At 64.7% G+C, this 20,932-nt stretch carries 19 protein-coding genes; 4 read left to right on the top strand and 15 right to left on the bottom strand.

Features of this window, described 5'->3' with window-relative positions:
* Nucleotides 1-27: 27 nt before the first annotated feature.
* The 6 genes from U1739_RS17295 to U1739_RS17270 form a co-directional block, all read right to left on the bottom strand.
* Nucleotides 28-615, bottom strand: a complete 588-nt coding sequence (locus U1739_RS17295; protein ID WP_332709834.1) for a hypothetical protein — start codon at nt 613-615, stop codon at nt 28-30.
* Nucleotides 616-646: 31 nt separating this feature from the next.
* The gene (locus U1739_RS17290; RefSeq protein ID WP_332709833.1) at nt 647-1,099 is read right to left on the bottom strand and encodes a hypothetical protein; all 453 of its coding nucleotides are present in this window, start codon (nt 1,097-1,099) and stop codon (nt 647-649) included.
* The gene (locus U1739_RS17285; RefSeq protein WP_332709832.1) at nt 1,092-2,114 is read right to left on the bottom strand and encodes a hypothetical protein; all 1,023 of its coding nucleotides are present in this window, start codon (nt 2,112-2,114) and stop codon (nt 1,092-1,094) included. Before U1739_RS17285 ends, U1739_RS17290 begins: the two co-directional genes overlap by 8 nt.
* 46 nt (nt 2,115-2,160) lie before the next feature.
* Nucleotides 2,161-2,373: a hypothetical protein gene (locus U1739_RS17280; protein ID WP_332709831.1), complete on the bottom strand. Its 213-nt coding sequence runs from the start codon at nt 2,371-2,373 to the stop codon at nt 2,161-2,163.
* 197 nt (nt 2,374-2,570) lie between these two features.
* On the bottom strand, nt 2,571-3,437 hold the full coding sequence (locus tag U1739_RS17275) for an AfsR/SARP family transcriptional regulator (RefSeq protein WP_332709830.1): 867 nt from the start codon (nt 3,435-3,437) through the stop codon (nt 2,571-2,573).
* Between the two features lie 304 nt (nt 3,438-3,741).
* On the bottom strand, nt 3,742-4,728 hold the full coding sequence (locus U1739_RS17270; RefSeq protein WP_332709829.1) for an aldo/keto reductase: 987 nt from the start codon (nt 4,726-4,728) through the stop codon (nt 3,742-3,744).
* Nucleotides 4,729-4,879: 151 nt separating this feature from the next.
* Between U1739_RS17270 and U1739_RS17265 the strand changes: the two genes are divergently transcribed.
* The gene (locus tag U1739_RS17265; RefSeq protein ID WP_332709828.1) at nt 4,880-5,605 is read left to right on the top strand and encodes a FadR/GntR family transcriptional regulator; all 726 of its coding nucleotides are present in this window, start codon (nt 4,880-4,882) and stop codon (nt 5,603-5,605) included.
* A gap of 98 nt (nt 5,606-5,703) precedes the next feature.
* Here the strand turns inward: U1739_RS17265 and U1739_RS17260 are convergent, their stop codons facing one another.
* The 7 genes from U1739_RS17260 to U1739_RS17230 form a co-directional block, all read right to left on the bottom strand.
* Complete coding sequence (locus U1739_RS17260; RefSeq protein ID WP_332709827.1) at nt 5,704-6,321, bottom strand: TetR/AcrR family transcriptional regulator; 618 nt, start codon at nt 6,319-6,321, stop codon at nt 5,704-5,706.
* Complete coding sequence (locus tag U1739_RS17255; protein ID WP_332709826.1) at nt 6,318-7,469, bottom strand: hypothetical protein; 1,152 nt, start codon at nt 7,467-7,469, stop codon at nt 6,318-6,320. Before U1739_RS17255 ends, U1739_RS17260 begins: the two co-directional genes overlap by 4 nt.
* A complete protein-coding gene (locus tag U1739_RS17250) occupies nt 7,436-8,578 on the bottom strand; it encodes a DSD1 family PLP-dependent enzyme (protein ID WP_332709825.1) in 1,143 nt (380 codons plus the stop codon). Before U1739_RS17250 ends, U1739_RS17255 begins: the two co-directional genes overlap by 34 nt.
* Nucleotides 8,578-9,831 carry a D-arabinono-1,4-lactone oxidase gene (locus U1739_RS17245; protein WP_332709824.1) on the bottom strand — a complete coding sequence of 418 codons (1,254 nt, stop codon included), beginning with the start codon at nt 9,829-9,831 and terminating at the stop codon, nt 8,578-8,580. The genes U1739_RS17250 and U1739_RS17245 overlap by 1 nt, the downstream gene beginning before the upstream one ends.
* On the bottom strand, nt 9,828-10,967 hold the full coding sequence (locus U1739_RS17240) for an SO2930 family diheme c-type cytochrome (RefSeq protein WP_332709823.1): 1,140 nt from the start codon (nt 10,965-10,967) through the stop codon (nt 9,828-9,830). The genes U1739_RS17245 and U1739_RS17240 overlap by 4 nt, the downstream gene beginning before the upstream one ends.
* Before the next feature lie 179 nt (nt 10,968-11,146).
* The gene (locus U1739_RS17235; RefSeq protein WP_332709822.1) at nt 11,147-12,376 is read right to left on the bottom strand and encodes a parallel beta-helix domain-containing protein; all 1,230 of its coding nucleotides are present in this window, start codon (nt 12,374-12,376) and stop codon (nt 11,147-11,149) included.
* Between the two features lie 9 nt (nt 12,377-12,385).
* Nucleotides 12,386-14,785 (bottom strand): TonB-dependent receptor, encoded by a 2,400-nt coding sequence (locus U1739_RS17230; RefSeq protein ID WP_332709821.1) that lies wholly within the window; start codon nt 14,783-14,785, stop codon nt 12,386-12,388.
* A gap of 335 nt (nt 14,786-15,120) precedes the next feature.
* Here U1739_RS17230 and U1739_RS17225 point away from each other — a divergent pair, with 335 nt between their 5' ends.
* Nucleotides 15,121-15,927: an intradiol ring-cleavage dioxygenase gene (locus U1739_RS17225; RefSeq protein WP_332709820.1), complete on the top strand. Its 807-nt coding sequence runs from the start codon at nt 15,121-15,123 to the stop codon at nt 15,925-15,927.
* 37 nt (nt 15,928-15,964) lie between these two features.
* Here the strand turns inward: U1739_RS17225 and U1739_RS17220 are convergent, their stop codons facing one another.
* Nucleotides 15,965-16,807, bottom strand: a complete 843-nt coding sequence (locus tag U1739_RS17220; protein ID WP_332709819.1) for a formate/nitrite transporter family protein — start codon at nt 16,805-16,807, stop codon at nt 15,965-15,967.
* A gap of 366 nt (nt 16,808-17,173) precedes the next feature.
* Between U1739_RS17220 and U1739_RS17215 the strand changes: the two genes are divergently transcribed.
* Entirely contained in the window at nt 17,174-17,695 is a 522-nt protein-coding gene (locus tag U1739_RS17215; RefSeq protein WP_332709818.1) for a YybH family protein, read from the top strand.
* On the opposite strand, the gene U1739_RS17210 is transcribed toward U1739_RS17215, so the two are convergent.
* Nucleotides 17,637-18,749 (bottom strand): alpha/beta fold hydrolase, encoded by a 1,113-nt coding sequence (locus U1739_RS17210; protein ID WP_332709817.1) that lies wholly within the window; start codon nt 18,747-18,749, stop codon nt 17,637-17,639. The two genes, U1739_RS17215 and U1739_RS17210, sit on opposite strands and share 59 nt — an antisense overlap.
* A 509-nt stretch (nt 18,750-19,258) precedes the next feature.
* On the opposite strand from U1739_RS17210, the gene U1739_RS17205 reads away from it, so the two are divergent.
* Nucleotides 19,259-20,215 (top strand): site-specific integrase, encoded by a 957-nt coding sequence (locus U1739_RS17205; RefSeq protein WP_332709816.1) that lies wholly within the window; start codon nt 19,259-19,261, stop codon nt 20,213-20,215.
* Nucleotides 20,216-20,932 lie beyond the last annotated feature (717 nt).

Raw genomic sequence — 20,932 nt, 5'->3', positions numbered from 1 at the left:
CATTCCTTCTGGAGGGCGGCGGACGGGTCAGGCCGACAGTGCCATGGCCATCATCATCGTCGTCATCATGCCGTTATTGCCGTCGCTCGACGCGCTCGTCCCACCAAGCCCGCCGCCGTACATCAGCACCGGCAGCATCTTGGAGAATTTGTCGCTGCCGCCGCCGATCAACGGCAGGATCATCGCAATCTGTCGCGATTCATCCAGGCCCTTCTTCAGCTCGGCCGTCTCCTTCTTGCGCAGCGCGATCTCCTTGCGCAGCGCGTGGCCGATCGCGCCGATCTCGCGCTCTGCCGCGCGGGCCCGGGTGTCGACCGTCTTCAGCGCGGCCGCCGTGGTGTGGATGCGCTGGTCGAGCCGCTTGGCCGTCGCGCTCAGTTCCGCCTTGGTGGCATAGCCGCTCGCCGGCGGCCGCGGCGTCACATTGCCGCGCGGCGGCAGCTTGATCCCCGGCCGCGGCGGCCGAGCGCCTCGCGCACGCGCCTTGCGGCGCGCGGCTTCGTCGAACGATTCATCGAACGATTCGCCATAATCCTCGTCGTAACTCTCGGTATCGAATTCGAAATCACTCTCCACGAGTCCCTCGAAGTCGCTCTCAAAGGCGGTCTCCAACATCACATCTCTCCTACCAAAAAGACCATTTAAATCAGTGTTTTAGCGTTGCTGTGTCGCGTGGCGGCGGCGATGATCCGAACAGGTCGGCGCGGGCGGCCGGGTCGGGCCGGACCATGCCGGGCCGGCCCCGACCGCGGCAGCCGAGACAGGCCGGGTCATCGCCCCAGCATAGTCCGCAGGCGCCAAGCGCCGCCGCCAGACCGCTCAAGCGCTGCGATGCGGCACGGCCCGCTTCGTGCAGTTGCCGGGCAATGCGCGTCATCTTGGTCAGCCGCGCCTCCGCCGCATCCAGCCGCGCGCTGAGCTCCACGATCAGCTCGTCGCGCTCGTCCGGCGCGTCGACATCGTTGCTGGGCGAGGCGCCGGGCGGCGCGCGCTGCGCCTGCATCATCTCGATCAGCGCCGCCATGCGCGGGTCGCCGCCAGCGATGTCCTGCATCATCGCCGCGGGATCCAGCGTCGCGCGGGCGGCCGCGTCAAACATCTTCCAGCTCCACCGCCTCGTCGCTCTCGGCGTAATCCTCGCTCCAGTCTTCCCCGCCCCAATCCTCCTGCCCCCAATTCTCGTCGAACGAGGCCTCGGCGTCCCATTCGGCCCAGGCGTTTTCGCCGGCCGGGAAATAGGGGTCGGCGGGGTTGACCTGGACATTGATCGGCGCGGGCCGGTTCATCCAGATCGACGGCGTCAGTGCGAGTAGGGTCAGCAGCGCATCGGTGCGGCCTTCCGAATCCTCCGGATCGATGCCGAACGCCTCTGCCGTCACGCTGGCATATTCGGGCGTGTCCTCGGCCGAACCCTCCGCTTCGGCCGCCTCGTGCGCCGCGCGCCCAGCGATATTGCTGAGGGCAGACAGCATCTGGCTGACCGGTACGCGTTGTCCACCGACCGACAGCGATTGGCGCCCCGCGGCGCCCATCAGCGACGACATCAAGGATTGCGTCAGTTCGGGCCGGGCGAGCAAGCCGGCGAGCATGTTCGACGCGCCGCCCGACGCGCCGCCGCGCGCGCCGCGAATACCGTTCAAGGCGCTCCGTCCGGCCGGGGTATTGCCCAGCGCGCCGCTCGCCACCGAGGCCAGCGAGCCGAGCGCGCCCGTGGCCCCGCCGCCGCGTACCGTGGAGACTAGTCCGCTGGCGCTGCCGATCGCGCCGCCAATGCCACGCGCGGTACGATTGCCCGATTGCGACAACAGGCCACCGGCCAGCCCGGCGCCGGCGCCGATCAGCGTTCCCCACGGCCCCGCCACCGATCCCGCCGCGGCGCCGCTCGCCACCGCCGGCAAGGCGCGGGCGAGCGCCGGCGCGGCCTTTTTCGCGAAGCCGCCGACCGCGCCAGCGGCATGGCGCAAGCCGCTACCGATATCGTCGAACAGCCCCTCGACATCCTCGGCCGAGGCATTGGGGCCGTAGATCGACCGCACCAGGTCGTTCAGTTGCGCGGGCGGCAGTTGCGCATATTGCGGCGCCAAACTGGCGCGCAGCAGCGGATAGTCCGTCATCGATCCTCTCCCACCAAACCATCGAAAATATCAGGTAGCGCCGCGGTCATCCGCCTCGCGCCGAAACACCGTCGCCAACCAAGGTTGGCAATTTCACCAACAGAGAGTCGATCCCCTCGAAAGCGAGCGATCGGCCGCGCGCGAGATCGCGGACCGTGCCGCGCAGCCACAGCGCATCGCCATCGCCGCGCTCGTACCAGCAGCGGATGACGAGCGTCGTGGCGCGCACGTCGCTGCGGGGCCGATCCTCCTCATTCAACGCCTCCTCCAAATCCTGAGAGTCGCAAGCGGGATGTTCTGGAGGATGGTGTGGCAGTGCCAGATCACCGATTGATCACGCCCGGATCACCGCCGCATCACCACTGCCGATATTGTGACGAACGGCAGAGAAAGGTTGTCGCCGTCAGCTCAAATCGCGCCGTTTGCCGCGGCAGGGGGCGCGCGAATCGCCGCGCTTCATTGCGACAGGGCGCGGTCGAGCAACGACAGGCTTTCGGCCAATTGTTGCCGCGCGCGCAGCAGCGTCTCGCGGTGCGGCGTGTCGCCCCGCGCCGGTTTGTCCGGCGCCTGTTCGTGCGCCGCCGGCGCCTGGGCGATCGACGCGGCCAGGTCGCGCGTTTCGCGCATCGGGCGCACCGCCAGTTCCTCAGCCAGCAGCCGTTCGAACTCGCGATAATGCTGCACGGCCTGGGCGCGATTGCCGCACGCCACCATCGCCTCCATCAACAAACGCTGCGCATCCTCGCGCAACGGCTCGACGGTGCAGATCGTGCGGCCCAGCTCGCATGCTGTGCGCCAGTCGCCATGTCGTTTGCAGGCGCGGGCCAGCTCCAACGCCGCATCCAGATACAGCGCGCGCAGCCGCTCGCGCTCGATCACGATGGCGTCGATGTCGCTGAATTCGAGGAAATCGCCGCGGTAATGGCCCAGCGCATGTTTCAGCGTTTCGCGATCCGCCGCATGATCCAGTTTCGCGGGATCGGCGAGCACCACCTCGACACCGCGCTCGAACGCGATGGCATCGATCCAGGTGTCGTCATCGTCGGCCAGCGCGATCGTTTCCTTGCCTGCCTGGAGCGGCGTGCGCAGCGCGCCGAGTTGTCGCTTGAGGCGCCACAAGGCGGTCGCCAGGAAGCGCCGCGCCGCCTCGTCGTCCTGATCGGGCCACAAGGCCGCGGCGAGTCGCCCGCGCGCGATCCGTCGCTGGGGCGCGGCCAGGACCGATCCGATCAATGCCCAACCTATCGTCGGCAGCACGATCGCCGCCTTGGCCGGGCCGAGTGCGAGCTTCGCCCCTAGCAGGTGCAGTGCCAATTCGGTCATGTCACATCCCCAGGTCCCACGCTGCGTTCGCGACCCTGATGCGATTGGACGCTCCGCTGCGGCGGAGTCGTCGCGCTTGCTATACTAGCTTTTTCCCCGGTTGTCCCGCCGGGCTGGTAAACGCCCAGTCAACGGTAAACAGGTGGGAAAGCCCCACCCAGACCCTTCATCCTAAAGTCGATTCAGAATCCATTGTGCCGCAAAATCAGCCCGACCTTGTAGAACGATGAACGATAAACCAACCTCAGCATGACGGCACCAAGGGTGCGGGCCTGGCCTATACGGCGAAGGTACCGCCCCGCCCTCAGTGATCGAGCGCTGCCATTTGTGGCGCAGCATAACGCAGCCCGGTCGCCGCGCCCGGCGGCAAGATCTCGTCGATCCGTGCGCGTTCCGCATCATCCAACGAGACATTCAGCGCACCCAGATTGTTCTCGAGATAGGTGCGCCGCTTGGTCCCAGGGATGGGCACGATATCCTCGCCCTGCGCCATCACCCAGGCCAAAGCGAGCTGCGCCGGGGTGCACCCCTTGTCCTGCGCCATGCGCTCGATCTCCGCGACCAAGGCGAGATTCTTGGCGAAGGCCTCGCCCTGAAAGCGCGGATTGTTGCGCCGGTAATCGTCCGCCGGCAGATCCTCAAGGGTCTTGAACTGGCCGGTCAGGAAGCCCCGACCGAGCGGCGAATAAGGCACGAAGCCGATGCCGAGTTCGCGCAACGTGGGCAGGATCGCGTCCTCCGGATCGCGCGTCCACAGCGAATATTCGGTCTGCAGCGCGGTGATCGGATGGACCGCATGGGCGCGGCGGATCGTCGCCGGCGCGGCCTCCGACAGGCCGAGATACTTGACCTTGCCCGCCGCGACGAGCTCGGCCATCGCGCCGACCGTCTCCTCGATCGGCACCTGCGGATCGACGCGGTGCTGATAATAGAGATCGATTACATCGAGCCCGGTACGTTTGAGGCTCGCATCGCAGGCCGCACGGACATAGTCCGGCCGCCCGTTGACGCCCTGAAAGCTGCCATCCGCGCCGCGCACATTGCCGAACTTGGTCGCCACCACCACCCATTCGCGGCGCTCGCGCACCACGCGGCCGACCAGTTCCTCATTCTTGCCGACGCCGTACATATCAGCCGTGTCGAGGAAGGTGATCCCCAGATCGATCGCCCGGTTGATCGTCGCGGCGGATTCCACGTCGTCGCGGCCGGCATAGAATTCCGACATGCCCATGCAACCAAGGCCAAGGGCGGACACTTCAAGCCCTTGCGAGCCGAGTTTTCGCATCTTCATCTGTGTCTCCTGTGCGGCGCGAACGCGCTCATCACGCCCCAATGTCTCGTCGCGGGAAGAGTTGCACGCCCGCGCCGGATCGTGCGTCAGAAACGCTCGCCGCGCGTGTCGCGCCGCGTGACAGCGCCGCGGCTTTGCGCCAGACGGGGCCATGGCGAGCCCGATCCGCGATACCGAACCGACCCCCAACCCGGCCGATCTGGGGCGAAATCTGACCCACGGCATGCTCGATACGTTGGGCCGCGCGATCGTCACCGGGCGCTACGAACAGCGACCGTTCCCGACCGAGGCGGAGATCGCCAAGGCCTATGGCGTCAGCCGGTCGGTGACGCGTGAAGCGGTCAAGATGCTTACTGCCAAGGGCCTGGTTAGCGCGCGACCGCGCCAGGGCACTATCGTGCAGCCGGCGGGCAATTGGAACCTGTTCGATCCGGATGTGCTGCGTTGGCTGCTCGAACGCAAGTTCTCGGTCGAATTACTGCGCCAGTTCAATCAGTTGCGCATCGCCATCGAGCCCGAGGCGGCGGCGTTGGCGGCGCAGTTCCATGATGCCGCGGATATTGCCGCGATCCAGGCCGGACTGGCGCGGATGGCGGCGGCGGAAGCTGGCGAGGATGATCCGCTGGATGCCGATATTGCCTTCCACCTCGCCATCCTGCGCGCGTCGAAAAATCCGTTTTACGGGCAATTCCAGTCGGTGGTGTCCACGGCGCTGCGCACGTCGATCCGCTTCACCAACCGCATCAAAGGCCGCAACGCCAACATCCCCCACCACGCTGCCGTGGCGGATGCCATTGCCGCGCGTGACATGGCGGGTGCGCGGGTTGCCATGCGGCGGATTATTGGTGACGTGCTGGAATTGATTGCAGGCGAGTAGCCACCCGCCCCCGACCCAAGCTATTGCCCTGACGTGACGGCAGCCCTTCGTGCCGGTCGGAGGAACCGGCGCCACTTGCGCCAGGCGCATCGCCACGGTCAGTCGGTCAGGTCCGCGCGAAGCAGCGCGGCGACGCGGCGCATCGCGAATTCCGGCGAGATACGCGTCTCCTCCTGCAGCATTTCGTCGGCGGCAAAGCCGAGCTCGACCGACAGGCGCAGCCGCTGCCATAGCTCGACGCGATCGACCTCAGGCAGATGCCGCGCATAAGCGGCGACCAGTTTATCGGTGACGTGACGGTGCGACTCCAGCCGGACATGGACCAGTTGCGGAGTCGCGTGCAGCGCGCGCAGGATCCACACCGCGCCCGGTTCGGACTGCGTGACCGCCGCCGTCTCGCGCAGCAATTGCTCGATCCCGTCGCGCAGCGCAGCAAGGCCGTGATCGACATGGCGCGCGATCCATTGCTCGAGCACGGCGTTCTGCCGCATCATCAGGCGCCGGCCGAGCGCTTCGAGCACGGCATATTTGTCGTCGAAATAGCGGTAGAGCGCCGGCGGGGTGAGCCCGGCGCGCGCGCAGATCAGATTGGTCGTTATCCGGTCGAGCCCGACCTCGCCCAGCAACGCGCCGGCCACATCGAGCAGCCGTTCATAGGTGGCCTGGGCGCGCTCCTGCTTCGGCTGCGAGCGTTTGAGGGCGAGGGCGGTGGTCATGCGCGGGGGCTATGGCGCAGCGACCCCGCGACGACCAGCGCCAACACGCCAAGCACAAGACTCACGGCGCCGAAGCCGAGCACCGATGCGATATCCCCCTCCCCGACCAGCAGGCCCGCGAGCACCGGGCCAAGACCCGAGCCGACCAATTGCGCGCCGCCGATCAGCGACGCCGCACGGCGCGTGGGATCGGCTGCGATCAGCACGGGCACCTGGAACGGCATGGCGAACAGCCACAGGAAGCCGAACAGCGCGGTCGCCGCGACGAACAAGGCGGGCGAGGGCGGCGTCGCCATGACCGCGAGCAAAGCCAGATTGATCAGGCCGACGACGATGATCGTCAGCCGCGGCGGCAAACGCCCCGCAAGCAAGGTCGCAGCGCCAGCGCCCAGTACTTGCATCGCCAGTGACAAGGGCGCGATCAAGTGAACGGTTGCGGGGGACAGGCCACGCTGCAAGCCCAGCGGTTCGACATAGACCCAGACGGCGACGATGAACGCGAGATACAACAACACGCCGGCCAGAGCGAGCAGGCCACGCGGGGCGGGCCTGCCGCCAGTGTCGGCATCACCGGTGAGTGGTGCATAAGCAGTAGGTAGCCAACGGACGGCGGCAATGCCGGCCAGCGTCACGACGCCGAGCGCCGTGAAACCCCCGAGACTGCCGGCGGCGTAGAAACCGATCAGGCTCGCCAAGGCGAACTGCGCCAGCGTTTGCACCGCGAGATAGATGCCCGACCAACGTTCGGGCCGCGTCGTCCGCACGATGAAGCCGATCGCGATCCAGATCAGCACTCCCTCCCCCAGGCCCGCGCCGACCCGCGCGGCGAAGATGCCCCCGCCGCCGACCTGTGGCGTGGCCAGATCGAGCAGCCCCGTCGCCAGCAACGCCACCACGGCGATGGCGCGCAAACGCGTGACTGGCAGAACGAACCCCGCCGCCCCCGCGGCGATGCCCATGGCCAGCAGCTCGACCGTGGCGAGCCCACCCAACGCCGCCACCGAAAGCTTGCCCTCCACTGCCAGCGCACCGAGCAATTGCGGCTGCAGCCCCGGGATCAGCACGCCGATCACGCCGACGACCAGAACGGCCGCGACCTGACCGGCGCGCAGGCTCAACGGGCGCGTCCGCGCGCGCTGACCGGCCATATCTCGACCAAGGTACCGTCGCGCACGATATGGTAATGGTCGTACAGGTTCACCGTCGGGTCGCAGTGCGGCACCGTCAAGCTGATGGGGTCCCCAGGGCGGAGCGCATTGCCGATGCCGGGCGCGATCAGCGCGGCGTGCTCGTCGCCCATGAACATGAACATCGTCGCCGCCGCCGCCCCAGCGCTTACCTGCGCCGCACCGCCATCGGTCGACAGCGATTTGAAGCCGGCGTCGATCGTCACCAGGCCATCGTGATTGGCGCTGACCACACGGGCATCGACCGCCAACGACGGTTCGAACGGGGTCACGCCACCGCCGGTCAGGTCACAATCGAGATATTGCTTGTCCATGAAAACATAGGAGCCGGCCTGCAGCTCCGTGAACAGGCCGAGCTCAAGATCGATATGGTGCGTGCCGGTGCCCGATCCGGTGACGATGTCCGGTGCGAAGCCGGCGACGGTCAGCGCGTCGATCACGCTGCGCAGATAGGCGGTACGCTCGACGATCGCAGCATGGCGGGCGGCATAATCCTCGACATGCTGCTGTATGCCACAATAATATTGCACGCCGCGCAGCGTGATATTGTCGGCGACGCCAATCGCCTCGGCCAGTTCGACCGCCGCCTGCGGGGATGCGACGCCGGTGCGGCGGATGCCGGGATCGACATCGATCACCACGTCGAGCGAGGTGCCGGCCTCGGCCAAGGCCTGCTGAAGGCGGGCCACCACATCGGGATTGTCGACCGCCGCCATCAAGCCCGGGCTCCGGCCGGCAAGCGCGGCCAGTCGGACGATCGCTGCCGGGGCGGCGACGGGCGAGGTAATCAACAGGCCGGAGATGCCGCCATCGGCAAACACTTCCGCCTCGCCGATCTTGGCGCAGCACAGGCCGACCGCGCCAGCGGCGATCTGCCGCCGGGCGATATCGACGCTCTTGTGCGTCTTGCCATGCGGGCGCAGCGCCACGCCGCGGGCGGCAACCAGCGCCTGCATCGCGGCGATATTGCGATCGAGTTGGTCGAGATCCACCACCAGCACCGGCGTGTTGAGCGCGGCGCGCGAGCCCTGCTGGCCGATCATGTGCGCGTGCAATTCGAGATCGTCCATCAGGAAAACAGCTCCGCCAAATGGGGGTTGAGGAACTTGCCTGCCGGGTCAGCCACGCGCCGCACGTCGCGATAGCGTTCGGCCATCGGATACAGCGTATCGACATCGGCACGCGTCAACGTGTGGCGCTTGGCCCAATGCGGGCGACCGCCGGCGGCACGGAAGATCGCTTCCGCTTCCACGAACAATTTGCGCCACGGCATCTTGGCATATTGGTGCATCGAAATCGCCGCGACCGGCCCGGCGTTCATCGGGCTGATCCAGATATCATCAGGCGCGACGATGCGAAACTCGAACGGGAAAGATACCGGCAGGCGCTTGCGGCGGATCCAGCCGACCAGTTCGTCCAACGTGTCGAGCCCGACCGCGCGGGGCATTTCATATTCCATCTCCTCGAAGCGGATCGTGCGATCGGACGGGAAGATGGCGTGCGCGGGCCCGCGGCGGCGGCCGTTCATCTCGGTCTTCATCATCAGCCGTTGCAGAGTCGGCACGAGCGGTGGGATCAGCGCGCCGACATTGAGCAGGCGGCGAAACGTCGCTTCCTCGAGATCGGTGGTGGAGAGCGGCGGATCGCACGGGTCGGTCAACTCCAGCGTCTTCAGAATCACGCTGTCGGCATGCGGAAAGAACCAGAATTCGACATGGCGTTGCTGGCGCACCAGCTCGTCATAGCGTTCGCGGATCTCGCCCCACGGCTTCTTTTCGATCCGTTCGGACAGATGAAAAGCCGGCACCACTTCGGCAATGATCTCGGTCGCCACCCCGAACAGGCCGAGCGACAGGCGTTGTGCCTGGAACAGATCGGCGTTGGTCTCCGTGTCGCACCAAGTGGCGGTTCCATCCGCGCCGATCAGGCGGAAGCCCCGCGCGAAAGTCGAAAGATTGCCCAGATCCTTGCCCGTGCCATGCGTGCCCGTGGCCATCGCGCCGGCCAACGACTGCGGATTAACGTCCCCCTGATTGGATAGCGCCAGTCCCTCCTCGAACAAGGCGGCGGTGAGCTTCTTGATGCTCCAGCCGGCCGGAATACGCGCAGTGCGCCGATCAGGCGCGACGGTCAGCGTGCCGGCCATGTCCTCCAGGCTGACGATGATCCCGTCGGACTCGCCAAGCGGCATGAAGGAATGGCCGGCCCCGACCGCGCGGACGCTGGAGGCGCTGCGGATGGTAGCGGCCAGCGCTTCCTCGGTTGCCGGGCGCAGCACGGGCGCTGCTGTTCGCACGCTGCCGGACCAGTTCGACCAGCTCATCGTAGCGCTACCTGCGTACCGTCATCCGCATTGCACGCGCCCTTCAGCGTGGTGATGTAGCGGATCACCAGATCGACCCCCTCGCGATGCGCGAGGGCACGGCCGAGCTCGGGCATCATCACGCCGGGATCGGTGCTGGCCATCCGGTACGGCAGGATCGAGCGATCCGGCTGACCGGGCACGACATCGAACGGACGATCCCCGGTGCCACGCCCGGCGGCGACCGGCGGCTTGCACATGCCGAGCACGCGCGGGTCGATCGTCTTGGCGTCGAGCCACAGTCCCGAGGTGCGCGCCGCGCCCTCCTGGTTATGGCAATGGCTGCAATTTATATCGAGGTACGAGCGCGCTTCGGCGGCAGTGCCGGCGGTGCCGGCCGTGTTGTCATGCCAATCGGCATTGCGGGGCGCGCCCTGCCCCGGCGCGCTGGTCAGATAGTTAAGCGCCACCAGCCGACGCAGTTGATTGATCTCGCCGCCTTCGCCGGGGAAATCGCGGTTGAGATGGCGTGCCTTGAGGCCGATCGGATTGATCGCACGGGTGCGATAATCCTGCGCGTGACAACCAGCACACTGGTTCTGATTGGGCACGGCATAGTTGAAGGCGCTCTTTTGTGTGCCGTCGACAAGGGTCAGCGGGATATCGGCACCGGTGCGCTCCAGCGTGGCCTCGGTGCCCTCGGCATTCCACACATAAGGCAGCGCGATCCAGCCGCTGGCGCGCTTCACCAGCAAGCGCGTTTCGATCAGGCGAACATGGGAGAGGTCGAGCCCAGTCACGCCGGTCTGGTAGGTGGCGGGCGTTACCTTGAGCACGGCGCTGCTGGTTTGCGGTCCGGCGATGCCGGCAGGGGTGGAATAATAGAAGGTCTTGGTGACGATCGTACCGACCGGGAAATCGAACCAGCTGTCCGGATCATAGTGCGCCGCAACCCCCTTGGGCATCCAGATGGTGCGCCATTTTTGCGCGTAATCGCTGAACAAGGGTGCGTTCAGTTCATAGGTGACCATGCCCGCCTGCGGCACCATGCGGCCGGCAGAGAGTGTGAACAGGCCCCAATCGGAGAGCTTGGCGGGATTGTCTTCGGCGTGGAACGTGACGTCGCGGGGCGCGGTGCTGCAGGCTGTCACGAGCACGGCAAGTATCGCCGCAAACAGCAGCCTAGCAAATCTACTTGCTTCCCCGGCGAACGCCGGGGCCCAGTCGCGGACCAGCCGGTAACGACCGCTGCGCCTTGTTACGGCGACCTTCGCGACTGGGCCCCGGCGTGCGCCGGGGTAGTCCGAAGAGGGGCAGTACGCACACACAATCTGGCTCACGATGTGCCGCTATCCTTGGTCATCGCCGCTGGCAGCACGATCGGCGGCAGGCGCGTGGCCGGCGCGCAATTCACCGTCGTGTCGATCCGCGCCTTGGCGAACTTGCCTGGCCCATCGACATTGAGCAGCTTGGCCACGCCGTTCTGCACGCAGATGCCGGCGCTCTTCAGCTTTGGATTGGTGAAGCCATCCCACAGCACATCCGGCAAGCGCCCGCCGCCCAGCGCTTTCAGCGGTTCAAACCGGCCGCCCGGATCGTCACCGCCGCCCGCAAAGCGATTGCCCGTAACGTAGATATTTTCAGGATACGGATCATAGGCGTCGGCGATGCCCTTCTTGGTGTCGAAGCCGGTCGAGTAATAGCTCGAAATGAGCACGTTGCCGGTCTTGTTGTCCTTCACGTCATTGTCGAAAATCTCGACTTGGTCGTTGGAATTGACGATCACCCCGGAGCCCGGCGGCACCGAGCTGACCGCGCTACCCTTGGCGCCGAAATTGGCGTGGTTGTTGGCCGTGACGTTGTTCTTGTAGACCCGCGTCTTGCTGCCCGGCACCGGCAGGTTGGGCATGTTGAACACCAGGATCCCGCCGGTATTGCCGGTGGTGGTGTTGCCATAGACGTCGGCATCGCTCGAATTCTCGATCTCGATCCCGGCGACATTGCCCTCGGCGCGATTGTCGCGGACGATGATGTTGCGCGATTGGCCGACATAGATGCCGGCATCCGACGCGCCCTTCACCACCGCGCCCTCGATCAGCACGTTGGTGACCTGCACCGGATACAGGCCGTAAGCGCCGTTGCTGGTCTTCGAGCCGCCGGTCCATTCCGCCCGCACGCGGCGCATCACTGCATTCTTGGTGCCGTTGATCTTCAGCGCATCGCCCTTGGTGTCCTCGAACGCCAGATCCTGGATGGTGAAATCATCGCCAGTGACGAGCATGCCCTCCGCCCCCGACGTGGCCTTGGCAAAGGACAGGATGGTCTTGTCCATGCCCGCGCCCTTCACCGTCACGCCATTGGCGGTCAGGCTGAGGCTGCGGCTCAGCGCGTATTTGCCCGCCGGAATCTCGACCACGCTGCCGGGCTTCGCATCGAGCAGCTTGGCTTGCAGGTTTTTCTCGAATTCGGGATCGATCACGAAGCCCTGCGCATCGGTCTTCGGCCCGCAGCCGGCAAGCAAGGCCATCCCGGCGACACAGCTCATTGTGGCAAGTATCTTGCGCATTTGTCTCTCCTAGAAACGAAAGCCCAGTTCCACCCCGTAGAACCCCGGCCGCTCCGCGCGCACATAGGGCGTCTGGAAGATATCGGCCGAAATCGTGTTGAGCGTACGGTAATATTTGTTGTTGAGTAGGTTCTCGGCATAAGCGGCGATCGACACATGATCGCCCGGCGAGCGCCAGCCGATCCGCGCATTGACGATGTTGCGCGCCGAGCGCAGCCGATCGAGCTTCGAGAAATCGACGAACGGCGCGATCGCGGCATCGGTGAAGCGCGTCGCGTCGTTGATGCGCTGCTTGGTCGTATAGCTGTAGCTCGCATCCGCGAAGATGCTGCCGGCGCCGATATCATGCTTGTAATGCCCGCTGGCCACGCCGCGGAACTTGGGCTCGCCGGTCGGTTGTCCCGCCAGATTCCGTTCCTGTTCGATCCGCTTCACCCAGGTCGAATCGATCGCTCCGGCGGTCAGCCCGAGCGTAAGATCGGGCGACACGACGAACTGCGTTTCCAGATCGACGCCGTAGGCCTTCGAATCCCCCGATCGGGTGACATATTGCGGCAGCTCGCTGCCAACCTGTTCGAGGCTGATCGACTGCCGGTTCTTATACTTGAAATAATAGCCCGAGGCGTTGAACCGCACGCGGCGATCGAACAGTTCCGATTTGAAGCCGCCCTCGAAATTCCACACATTCTCCGGCGCGAAGAACGAGTTGATCTCGGTCGAATTGAACCCGCCCGCCTTGTAGCCGCGCGACGCGGAGGCATAGAGATGCGTGTCGCTGTTCAGATCATATTGGACGACGAAGCGCGGCGAGACGTCCTTGAATGTTTCCCGCCTGGTGAACGGCACGTTCTCCAGCGCGCCGACATCGAAGACCAGCCCGTTGGGCCCGATGATGAAATCCTGGCGCAGGAAATCGCCGACGCTGATCCCCGCATCGGCGGGAAAGGCATCGACGCCGATGATCGCGTTATACAGGCCGCCGGGCGCGACGATCGCATCGAGCCCCGGCGAGATGAACCCGCCATTGGTCCAGGTGAACACCTTGCGATCATGCGTGTAGCGGATGCCGGCGGTCAGGCTCAGCTGATCGGTGATCTTGTAGGTCGCGTCGCCGAACACCGCGTAGGAATCGTTGGCAGCGCGGTTGTTCATGTCCTCGCGAAAGGTCTGCCCGAATACCGGCAGCCCGCCGAACGTGTTCAGGATCGTGAACACCGGAAAATCGGCCACCACGCCGAGCAACCGATCAACCGAATCGCTCAGAAACGTCACCGCACTGGTCTGCCGCCCACGCTCGTGGAAATAGCTCGCGCCGGCGATCGCGCTCAAACGATCATCGTCGAAGCCGACCCGCAGTTCCTGATACACGCTGCTGTTGCGCTCGATATTCTCGGTATCGAAATAGCGCGTCGGATCGGACGTCCCGTCCTCATCCTCGCGATTGTGCGTCTCGAAACGCTTGAACGAACTGATGCTGGTGAAGGTCAGCGGGCCCGTGTGATGCGTCGCGGTGAACGATACCGCGTTCAACACGCGCGTTTCCTTGTCGTCGATCACGTCGTTGGTGAATGGCCCGCGCGGATCGTTGCTCAGCGCGAAATCGCTGATGCCGATCGCGAACGGGCCGTCCTTGTTGGTATCGTCATGATCATAAGCGAGCACGAAATCGGTCGCGTCGGTCGGTGCCCAACGCAGCGCCGCACGCGCGGACTTGTTGTTCTCGCGCTCGCGCCGTTCGCCGGTCAGCGCATCCTTCAGATAGCCGTCGCGGTAATTGGAAACACCGTTCAGCCGCAGGTATAACGTATCGGTAAGCGGCAGGTTGACGGTCGCGTCGGCGCGCACCTTTTTGTAATTGCCGACCTGGATCGTGCCGCTGAGCGAGCGCGTGTCGGTCGGCTTGTTGGTGATGATCGAGATCGCCCCGCCCGATGTGTTGCGGCCGAACAAAGTGCCCTGTGGCCCTTTGAGCACTTCCACCCGCTGCACATCGTTGAAGAAGATCAGCGACGATCCCGATCGCCCGGAATAGATGCCATCGACGAAAATGCCGACCGACGGATCGGTGCCGATGCCGAAATCGTCGGTCTGCACGCCGCGGATTGTAAACGAGGGCTGCGTCACCGACGTATCGGTGATCGTCAGCCCCGGCGTGAAAGTGTCGAGATCGCCGATCGTCTCGGCGCTCAGCGCGGCGATGCTGGCGGCGTTGAAGGCGGTAACGCTGATCGGCACCTGCTGCAGCGATTGTTCCCGGCGCTGCGCAGTGACGACGATTTCGGTCAATTGGCCCGGATCGGGCGCCGCATCGGTTTCCGCCGGTGCCCCCGCCGCGGCGACCTGCGCCGCTGCCGGCACGCTCCACAAAACGGCCGTTCCGGCCATCAACCCCGCATATAGTTTCGCCATTTCCTGCTCCCCACCGCAGTAACGATGGGAGAAGCTATCATCAAAAATAGCGGATGCTATCTTTTTTTTAGGAACGGTCTTCAACCCGCAAAAAGGGGTTGCCAGGCGCATTTCACAACCGGCAATGCGGCCAATTGAAAAATTCCCGAAATCTACCTGCAATCGGCATCTCGTTAAGCGACGCCATGAGCGATTCCACATCCTCCTTTCCGCCGAATCTCGACCGCCGGCGCCTGCTCGCTTCCGCTATGGTCGGCGCCGGTATGGCGTCGTTGCCGGCCCGGACGTCCGCTGCGTCTCCTGGGCCAGAATGTGTCGTCGGACCGCTGCCGCCGATGACGGCGCAGGCCACCGAAGGTCCCTATTATCTTCCGCTGAACCTGTTGCGCGCCGACATTACCGAGGGCCTGCCCGGCATTCCCGTCGACATTCGCTTCAGCGTGATCGACGAGGCGGGTCGGCCCTACATCGATGCCCTGGTCGATATCTGGCATTGCAACGCTCAAGGTGCCTATTCCGGGTTCGACCAGCCCGGCACGCAGGCCATGACAAAGCTGCAGGAAGCGACGTTCCTGCGCGGTGTGCAGCCGGTCGATGCGGACGGTGTCGCGCTGTTCCACAGCATCTATCCCGGCTGGTATCGGGGCCGCACCACGCATATCCATTTCAAGGTCAGGCACGGTGCGCGAACCAACCTAACCTCGCAATTCTTCCTTCCCGATACGCTGAGCGAGTTCCTGTACAGCCAGGTGTCGGCCTATCGTCGCGACGAACTGCGCGACACGCTCAACTCGAGCGACGGCATCGCCATTGCAGCCGGCGACACCGTCGAGGGAAGCGTCCGTGAAGCCAAGGGCCGGTATCTGGTGACGCTCACCGTTCGGGTGGATCGCGCCGCCACGCCGCCACGCGATCATTTCGGCGGTCCCGGAGGGCCACCCCCAGGGCCGCCAGGACAAGCGGGCGCTGGCCCCAGGCATGGCCCCGACGGTTTTGCCGGAGGTCCGGGAGGACGACATGGGCCGCCACCGGTGCCGCAAGCCTTGCAAGGGGAAAAGCGGGTAGTGGCGCTACTGTCCGATGCGGTGCGGGCCGATCATCCGATGGGCCCCGGCGGCCCGCCACGCCCAACGTCGATGTGACCGGCGGGGAGATTAGTTCCGGGCCGCGGATTTGCCGCTACTCCTCGATCTCTGGGCGCACCTGGCCATGCGCCAGGACGGTGAACAGGCCGGTGCCGCCAATGATGTTGCCGAGCAAGGCCGGAAGAATGAAGCCGCCGATGGCGGAGGCAAAGCTCGTCCCACCCGACAAGGCGAGCAGCCACGCCTCGCCCGAACCGGCCACGACATGGCTGAATCCACCGATCGCGATGGCATAGGTAATAAGCACCACGATCCAAAACTCGCCGCCGCGCGCATTCGGCAATATCCACGCGATCGTCGCGACGAGAAACCCGGCCGGCATGCCCAGCAGCAGCACCTCCATGGGGGGATGGTCGAGCGCGGTTCGCGACAGTTCGATCGCCGCCTTCAGATGGTCGGCGGAGAGGATCAATTGATGCGCCATGAGCACCGCCACCAGGAACGTGCCCGCCATGTTGGCCACGAGCACGGCCGCCCATAACCGCAGCATGCGCCCTACATTGCGCCGCGTCGGATGCGTGGCGACCGGCAGCACGGCGGTGACCGTCGTCTCGGTGAACAGCTGCAGGTTGCCCAGGATGACCAGCACGAAACCGACCGTATAGCCGAACCCGACGACGAGCTCGCGCCACGGGGCATCCGGCAGCCGCGCGGCGATCGCTGCCTCCGTCAGAATTGAGGCACTGATCGCAACGCCCGCCGCAAAGCCGGAAAAGATCAGCGATGCGAGCGGCCGATCAAGCTCTTCGTCACCCTGGAGGCGAATGACTTCGTGGACGACTTTTGCGGATCCGGCCTTGCGCTGGGCCACGGCGTCGATCTCGTCAGCGGACAAGCCGTCGACCGGCTTGGCTTCTTTATTCGTGTCGTCGACCATCAATCATCCCCGGGCAATTCGCGCGGACAACGCAGTATGGCGGCTCATGGGCGCACGGCGCATCGATACCCTCGCGCCAAAGGCCGGACATATCGTGTCATATCGCGCGCGACGTTGTACGCCCAAGCCCGCGATGAAACGGCCCGCCCGGATCGAGCCATACCAGGCGGGCCGCCATTACTCAGCAGAACGCTCTAGAAGCGACTCAACGCCTGCTGTTCGCACCCTAGACGTGCGCTCGAGACCATTGTTAACATGGAGTAAGAATGGCGGCCGCATTCGAGCCGCCGGGCGCAGCCCGAGCTCCTCTTCTGCTTTTCCTACAATGCGCTTGATCTGCCGCCGCCCCTCGCGTTTGATGCCTGGATGAAAATGCTCCAGCTTTTCGTTGCCCCCGCCGCGCTGTGCCTGGCAGCGCCTGCATCCGCCGGGGCCGTGCAAGATCGTGCTGCCATCCTGTCGGTCATTGCGAAGATGGAGCAAGCCTGGAATCGCGGCGACTTCCGCGGCTACATGGCGGGGTTCCGCAATCCCGATGTGGTCTTCGCCTCTGGCGGCAAATTCCAGGATGGCTGGCAAGGCACGCTCGATCATTATGTGCGCGACTATGGCGCATCGCCCGAGACCCGCGGCACGCTGCATTTCTACGACATGAAAGTGGACTTGCTGTCCGCCGACGCCGCGATGCTGGTCGGTCGCTACCATCTCGAACGGCCGGGACATGCAGCAGAGGGCGTCAACACGCGACTGTTCCGCAAGATCAAGGGGCGCTGGCTGATCACCCTCAACCATGTCTCCGCGTATGACGTACCAAGCAAGCCGGTCGCGCCTACCCCTCCGGCGTCGCCGTCCGCGCCAACAGATCGGCAAGATCCGCTTTCCAATTGACCGCCCAGGTGTGCGTGCCATGGCCGTGCGTGTCGGGCGTCTCGGGGATGAGCCGGAACCGTGCATTCTTCATGCGTCGCACCGCCTGCGCCGGATAGTCGAGATTGCGCGGGTTGATGAAATCGTCTGCGGAATTGATCCACACGACCGGCGCGGTGATCGCGCCGAGCCGTTGTGACGGGTCATAGGTGCGCGACGCGTCTACCTGGTAGATCAGGTCGTTGGCATCGAGCGTTGGCAATGCCTTGGCAACGCGATCCTGGACGAACGCGGCCGCTCCGTCGCGCGTCGGATAGAGCGCCTGCAGGTTGAGCGGCGCGGCGCCGGCGATGAACAATGCGGTCTGCGCCGTGCGCAGCCCCTGCAGCGGCTGCGCTTTGTAGTCGCCGCCGGCCCAGGCCGGATCAGCCTTGATCCCGTCGATCAGCAGCTGCCGCCACATGCGGTTGAGTCCGGCAATCGGCAGCGGTTCGCAGGCGAGCGGCATCAGCGCGCGGGCGAAATCAGGATATGTTTCCCCCCACATCAGCCCGTGCATGCAGCCCATCGACGTACCCATGATCAGGCGCATCTGGCGAATGCCGAGCCCGTCGTGCAACAAGCGATATTGCGCCTCGACCATGTCGGCATAATCGTAGCGCGGGAATTTCATGCGTAGCCCGTCCGACGGCTTGGAAGACTGGCCGTGGCCGATCCCGTCGGGCAGGATGATCCAATAGCGGCGGATGTCGAGCGGTTGTCCCGGGCCGTACAGCTCGTCGGCAAATTGCGGCACGAGGAACTGCTTGCCGCTTCCGCCGGTGCCGTGAAGCACCATCACGGCATTGTCGATCTCCCCGCGGGCGTTGCGGTGTGGCCGGCCCAGCGTCGTATAATGGAGGCGAAGCCGTTGCAGCGTCTCGCCCGAGGCGAAGCGAAAGTCCCGGATCTCGAAATTGCCTTCGCGCGTCGGCCAGCGCCGTTTCGCCATAGGCTGCGGTACAGAGGCGGCAAGTGGTGTCGGCGATGCCGGCGCCGTGGCCTGGGCTGCCAGCAGGATAAGTAATGAAATCATGGCCGCGTTGTGCCCGGTCGCGATTACACTGCCAAGCGGCCTTCGCACTGCTTGAGCAACTTCTATCAACGCGATTGATTATCAAAGCGCACGGTATTGCAGCGATCACGCATGCCTCGGGTGGCGCTGACGGTCCGCAGACCAATGCCGGACAGGTCGTTACCACTGCCGCGAAGCAGCGGACATCAAGCGCAATGCCGCTCTAGAGCTGCGCAAAAAGTGCACAAAAAAACCGTCGCAGGTTTTCCTGAGACGGTTGTTGTGTGTGTATCGATGGTTGCGGGGACAGGATTTGAACCTGTGACCTTCAGGTTATGAGTGCTGTTGCAGCGAGTACCCTCAACTACGCAGACGTTCCTTGTTTCTCGCGTTTTCAGAGACTTAGTTGACTGTCGGCGCGATCAGGGCCTGACTGACCCGCGCAGCATTTCGCTGCGACGCGCGCCCTCTTGCTTCCGCCATGCTGCCGGAGCCGGGGGGGCTGTGATGCACGGTAGCAGGAGATCACGATGGCTAAATTGTCGAAGCGGCTGGTGGAGAGCGCGGACGTTCGTGCGACCGAGTACATGATCTGGGATGGCGACATAGCGGGGTTCGGCATCAGAATCCTGCCGTCAGGACGGCGAAGCTACCTAATACAATACCGCGTCGGCACGCGATCCCGTCGTGTGACGCTCGGCGCACACGGCATCCTGACTCCCGAACAGGCGCGTCATCTTGCGGTTCAGGCGCTTGCCGCAGTGCGGGCAGGCAGCGACCCTGCTGAAGACCGCAAGCACCGGCGGGAGGCAATCACCCTGCGCGAATTGTCCGAACGCTTCGATCGCGAGCACATATCGGTACGGGTGAAGGAAAGCACCGCAAAGGAGTATCGGCGCAACCTCAAACGCTTCATTCTCCCCGCCCTTGGCCGCCTGCGCGTCGAGGAGGTCATTGCCGCGGTTCGTCTGCTCGTGCTGACGGGCTGCCGCCTTAACGAGATCATGAAGTTGCGCTGGGAGTATGTCGATCTTTCTGCCTGCGTGCTTAGATTACCAGATTCCAAGACCGGCGCGAAGGCCGTACATCTTGGAAAGGCCGCAGTTGATGCTCTTGCCGCACTCAGCCGCGACCCATTCAATCCGCACGTGATCCAGGGCACCCTTCCCGGCAAACCGCTGTCGGATCTGCAGCCGTTCTGGCGACGTGTTCGCGCTCGTGCTGGTCTTAACGATGTGCGCCTCCATGACCTGCGCCATACCTATGCATCAGTTGCCGTGGCTGCCGGACAGAGCTTGCCGATGATCGGCAAGCTCCTTGGGCATAAAGCACCCGACGAACGCCGCGCGAGCTGCGGCCTTCATTTCATCACTCAGAACCGGACCGCATGCTTTTTTTGCGTACTCGCGTATCCAGTCGGTGAGTTGGCGCCGCAGCGTCGCTTTAGAAGCCTGACTCACGGCGACCTTTGTTGTCGCACTGCTTGAGACGGTGAGCGCGATAAAGCGAAACCCGCTGCCTCCGGCCTCGTCCATGCGGTCTACGATCCGTAGGTAGTCCCACAAGCTGGTATGGATCGGGACAGGCAGAACGCCGTGGGCCGGACTGACGCCCTCAGCGGTCCAATCGCCATCCTGAAGCTTTACGAGAGCGCGCCCAGCCAACTCGTTCCACAGTGATTTGTACTGTTGGATCTGACCTACTGAAAAAGCAGGCCAGCCATCGATATCGTAGTGATACGTTCCCCGCGCGACCATCGGGCCGAACCACTGCCACTCGGCCGGGGTCGCGACGAACTCCAAAGCCAAGGAAAGACGCACGGATTGGAACATACAAAGAACATACCGTAACCAGGCGGTTCAGCGCAATGCTTCGAAAAGGTGAGTAAGCACCGGGGTGGTTTATCGCTTCCGTGGTTGGGAGGCTCGGTCGGCGCTGGACTACCCTCGAGCGTCGTGCGAACGGCATTATTCAATGGGGTGCGCGGTTGGTGCCCTAGCACGGCCTCGAGACGGTCATTCGACAGTCTAACCGGCTGATCCCCCAGATACTTCATTTCCAGCACCTCGCGGATCGTCGGCACGAACGCCGACATCAGCCGGATGATCTACCACGGTGTCCCGCGGACCGGCATCGCCGGATCGCCCAGCGCGCGGCAGAACGCATCGGTCATCTGCGTACCCTCCGAATCCCACAGCCCCTCC

Source organism: Parasphingomonas puruogangriensis (genome assembly GCF_036663635.1).
Lineage (GTDB): Bacteria > Pseudomonadota > Alphaproteobacteria > Sphingomonadales > Sphingomonadaceae > Sphingomonas.
This window is presented reverse-complemented; position numbering and strand designations above follow the sequence as displayed.

What these genes read in the sequence shown, in the direction of transcription:
- U1739_RS17295 (WP_332709834.1), bottom strand. Translation starts at nt 615, where the DNA reads ATGTTGGAGACCGCCTTTGAGAGCGACTTCGAGGGACTCGTGGAGAGT.
- U1739_RS17290 (WP_332709833.1), bottom strand. Translation starts at nt 1,099, where the DNA reads ATGTTTGACGCGGCCGCCCGCGCGACGCTGGATCCCGCGGCGATGATG.
- U1739_RS17285 (WP_332709832.1), bottom strand. Translation starts at nt 2,114, where the DNA reads ATGACGGACTATCCGCTGCTGCGCGCCAGTTTGGCGCCGCAATATGCG.
- U1739_RS17275 (WP_332709830.1), bottom strand. Translation starts at nt 3,437, where the DNA reads ATGACCGAATTGGCACTGCACCTGCTAGGGGCGAAGCTCGCACTCGGC.
- U1739_RS17270 (WP_332709829.1), bottom strand. Translation starts at nt 4,728, where the DNA reads ATGAAGATGCGAAAACTCGGCTCGCAAGGGCTTGAAGTGTCCGCCCTT.
- U1739_RS17265 (WP_332709828.1), top strand. Translation starts at nt 4,880, where the DNA reads ATGGCGAGCCCGATCCGCGATACCGAACCGACCCCCAACCCGGCCGAT.
- U1739_RS17260 (WP_332709827.1), bottom strand. Translation starts at nt 6,321, where the DNA reads ATGACCACCGCCCTCGCCCTCAAACGCTCGCAGCCGAAGCAGGAGCGC.
- U1739_RS17255 (WP_332709826.1), bottom strand. Translation starts at nt 7,469, where the DNA reads ATGGCCGGTCAGCGCGCGCGGACGCGCCCGTTGAGCCTGCGCGCCGGT.
- U1739_RS17250 (WP_332709825.1), bottom strand. Translation starts at nt 8,578, where the DNA reads ATGGACGATCTCGAATTGCACGCGCACATGATCGGCCAGCAGGGCTCG.
- U1739_RS17245 (WP_332709824.1), bottom strand. Translation starts at nt 9,831, where the DNA reads ATGAGCTGGTCGAACTGGTCCGGCAGCGTGCGAACAGCAGCGCCCGTG.
- U1739_RS17235 (WP_332709822.1), bottom strand. Translation starts at nt 12,376, where the DNA reads ATGCGCAAGATACTTGCCACAATGAGCTGTGTCGCCGGGATGGCCTTG.
- U1739_RS17230 (WP_332709821.1), bottom strand. Translation starts at nt 14,785, where the DNA reads ATGGCGAAACTATATGCGGGGTTGATGGCCGGAACGGCCGTTTTGTGG.
- U1739_RS17225 (WP_332709820.1), top strand. Translation starts at nt 15,121, where the DNA reads ATGACGGCGCAGGCCACCGAAGGTCCCTATTATCTTCCGCTGAACCTG.
- U1739_RS17220 (WP_332709819.1), bottom strand. Translation starts at nt 16,807, where the DNA reads ATGGTCGACGACACGAATAAAGAAGCCAAGCCGGTCGACGGCTTGTCC.
- U1739_RS17215 (WP_332709818.1), top strand. Translation starts at nt 17,174, where the DNA reads ATGAAAATGCTCCAGCTTTTCGTTGCCCCCGCCGCGCTGTGCCTGGCA.
- U1739_RS17210 (WP_332709817.1), bottom strand. Translation starts at nt 18,749, where the DNA reads ATGATTTCATTACTTATCCTGCTGGCAGCCCAGGCCACGGCGCCGGCA.
- U1739_RS17205 (WP_332709816.1), top strand. Translation starts at nt 19,259, where the DNA reads ATGGCTAAATTGTCGAAGCGGCTGGTGGAGAGCGCGGACGTTCGTGCG.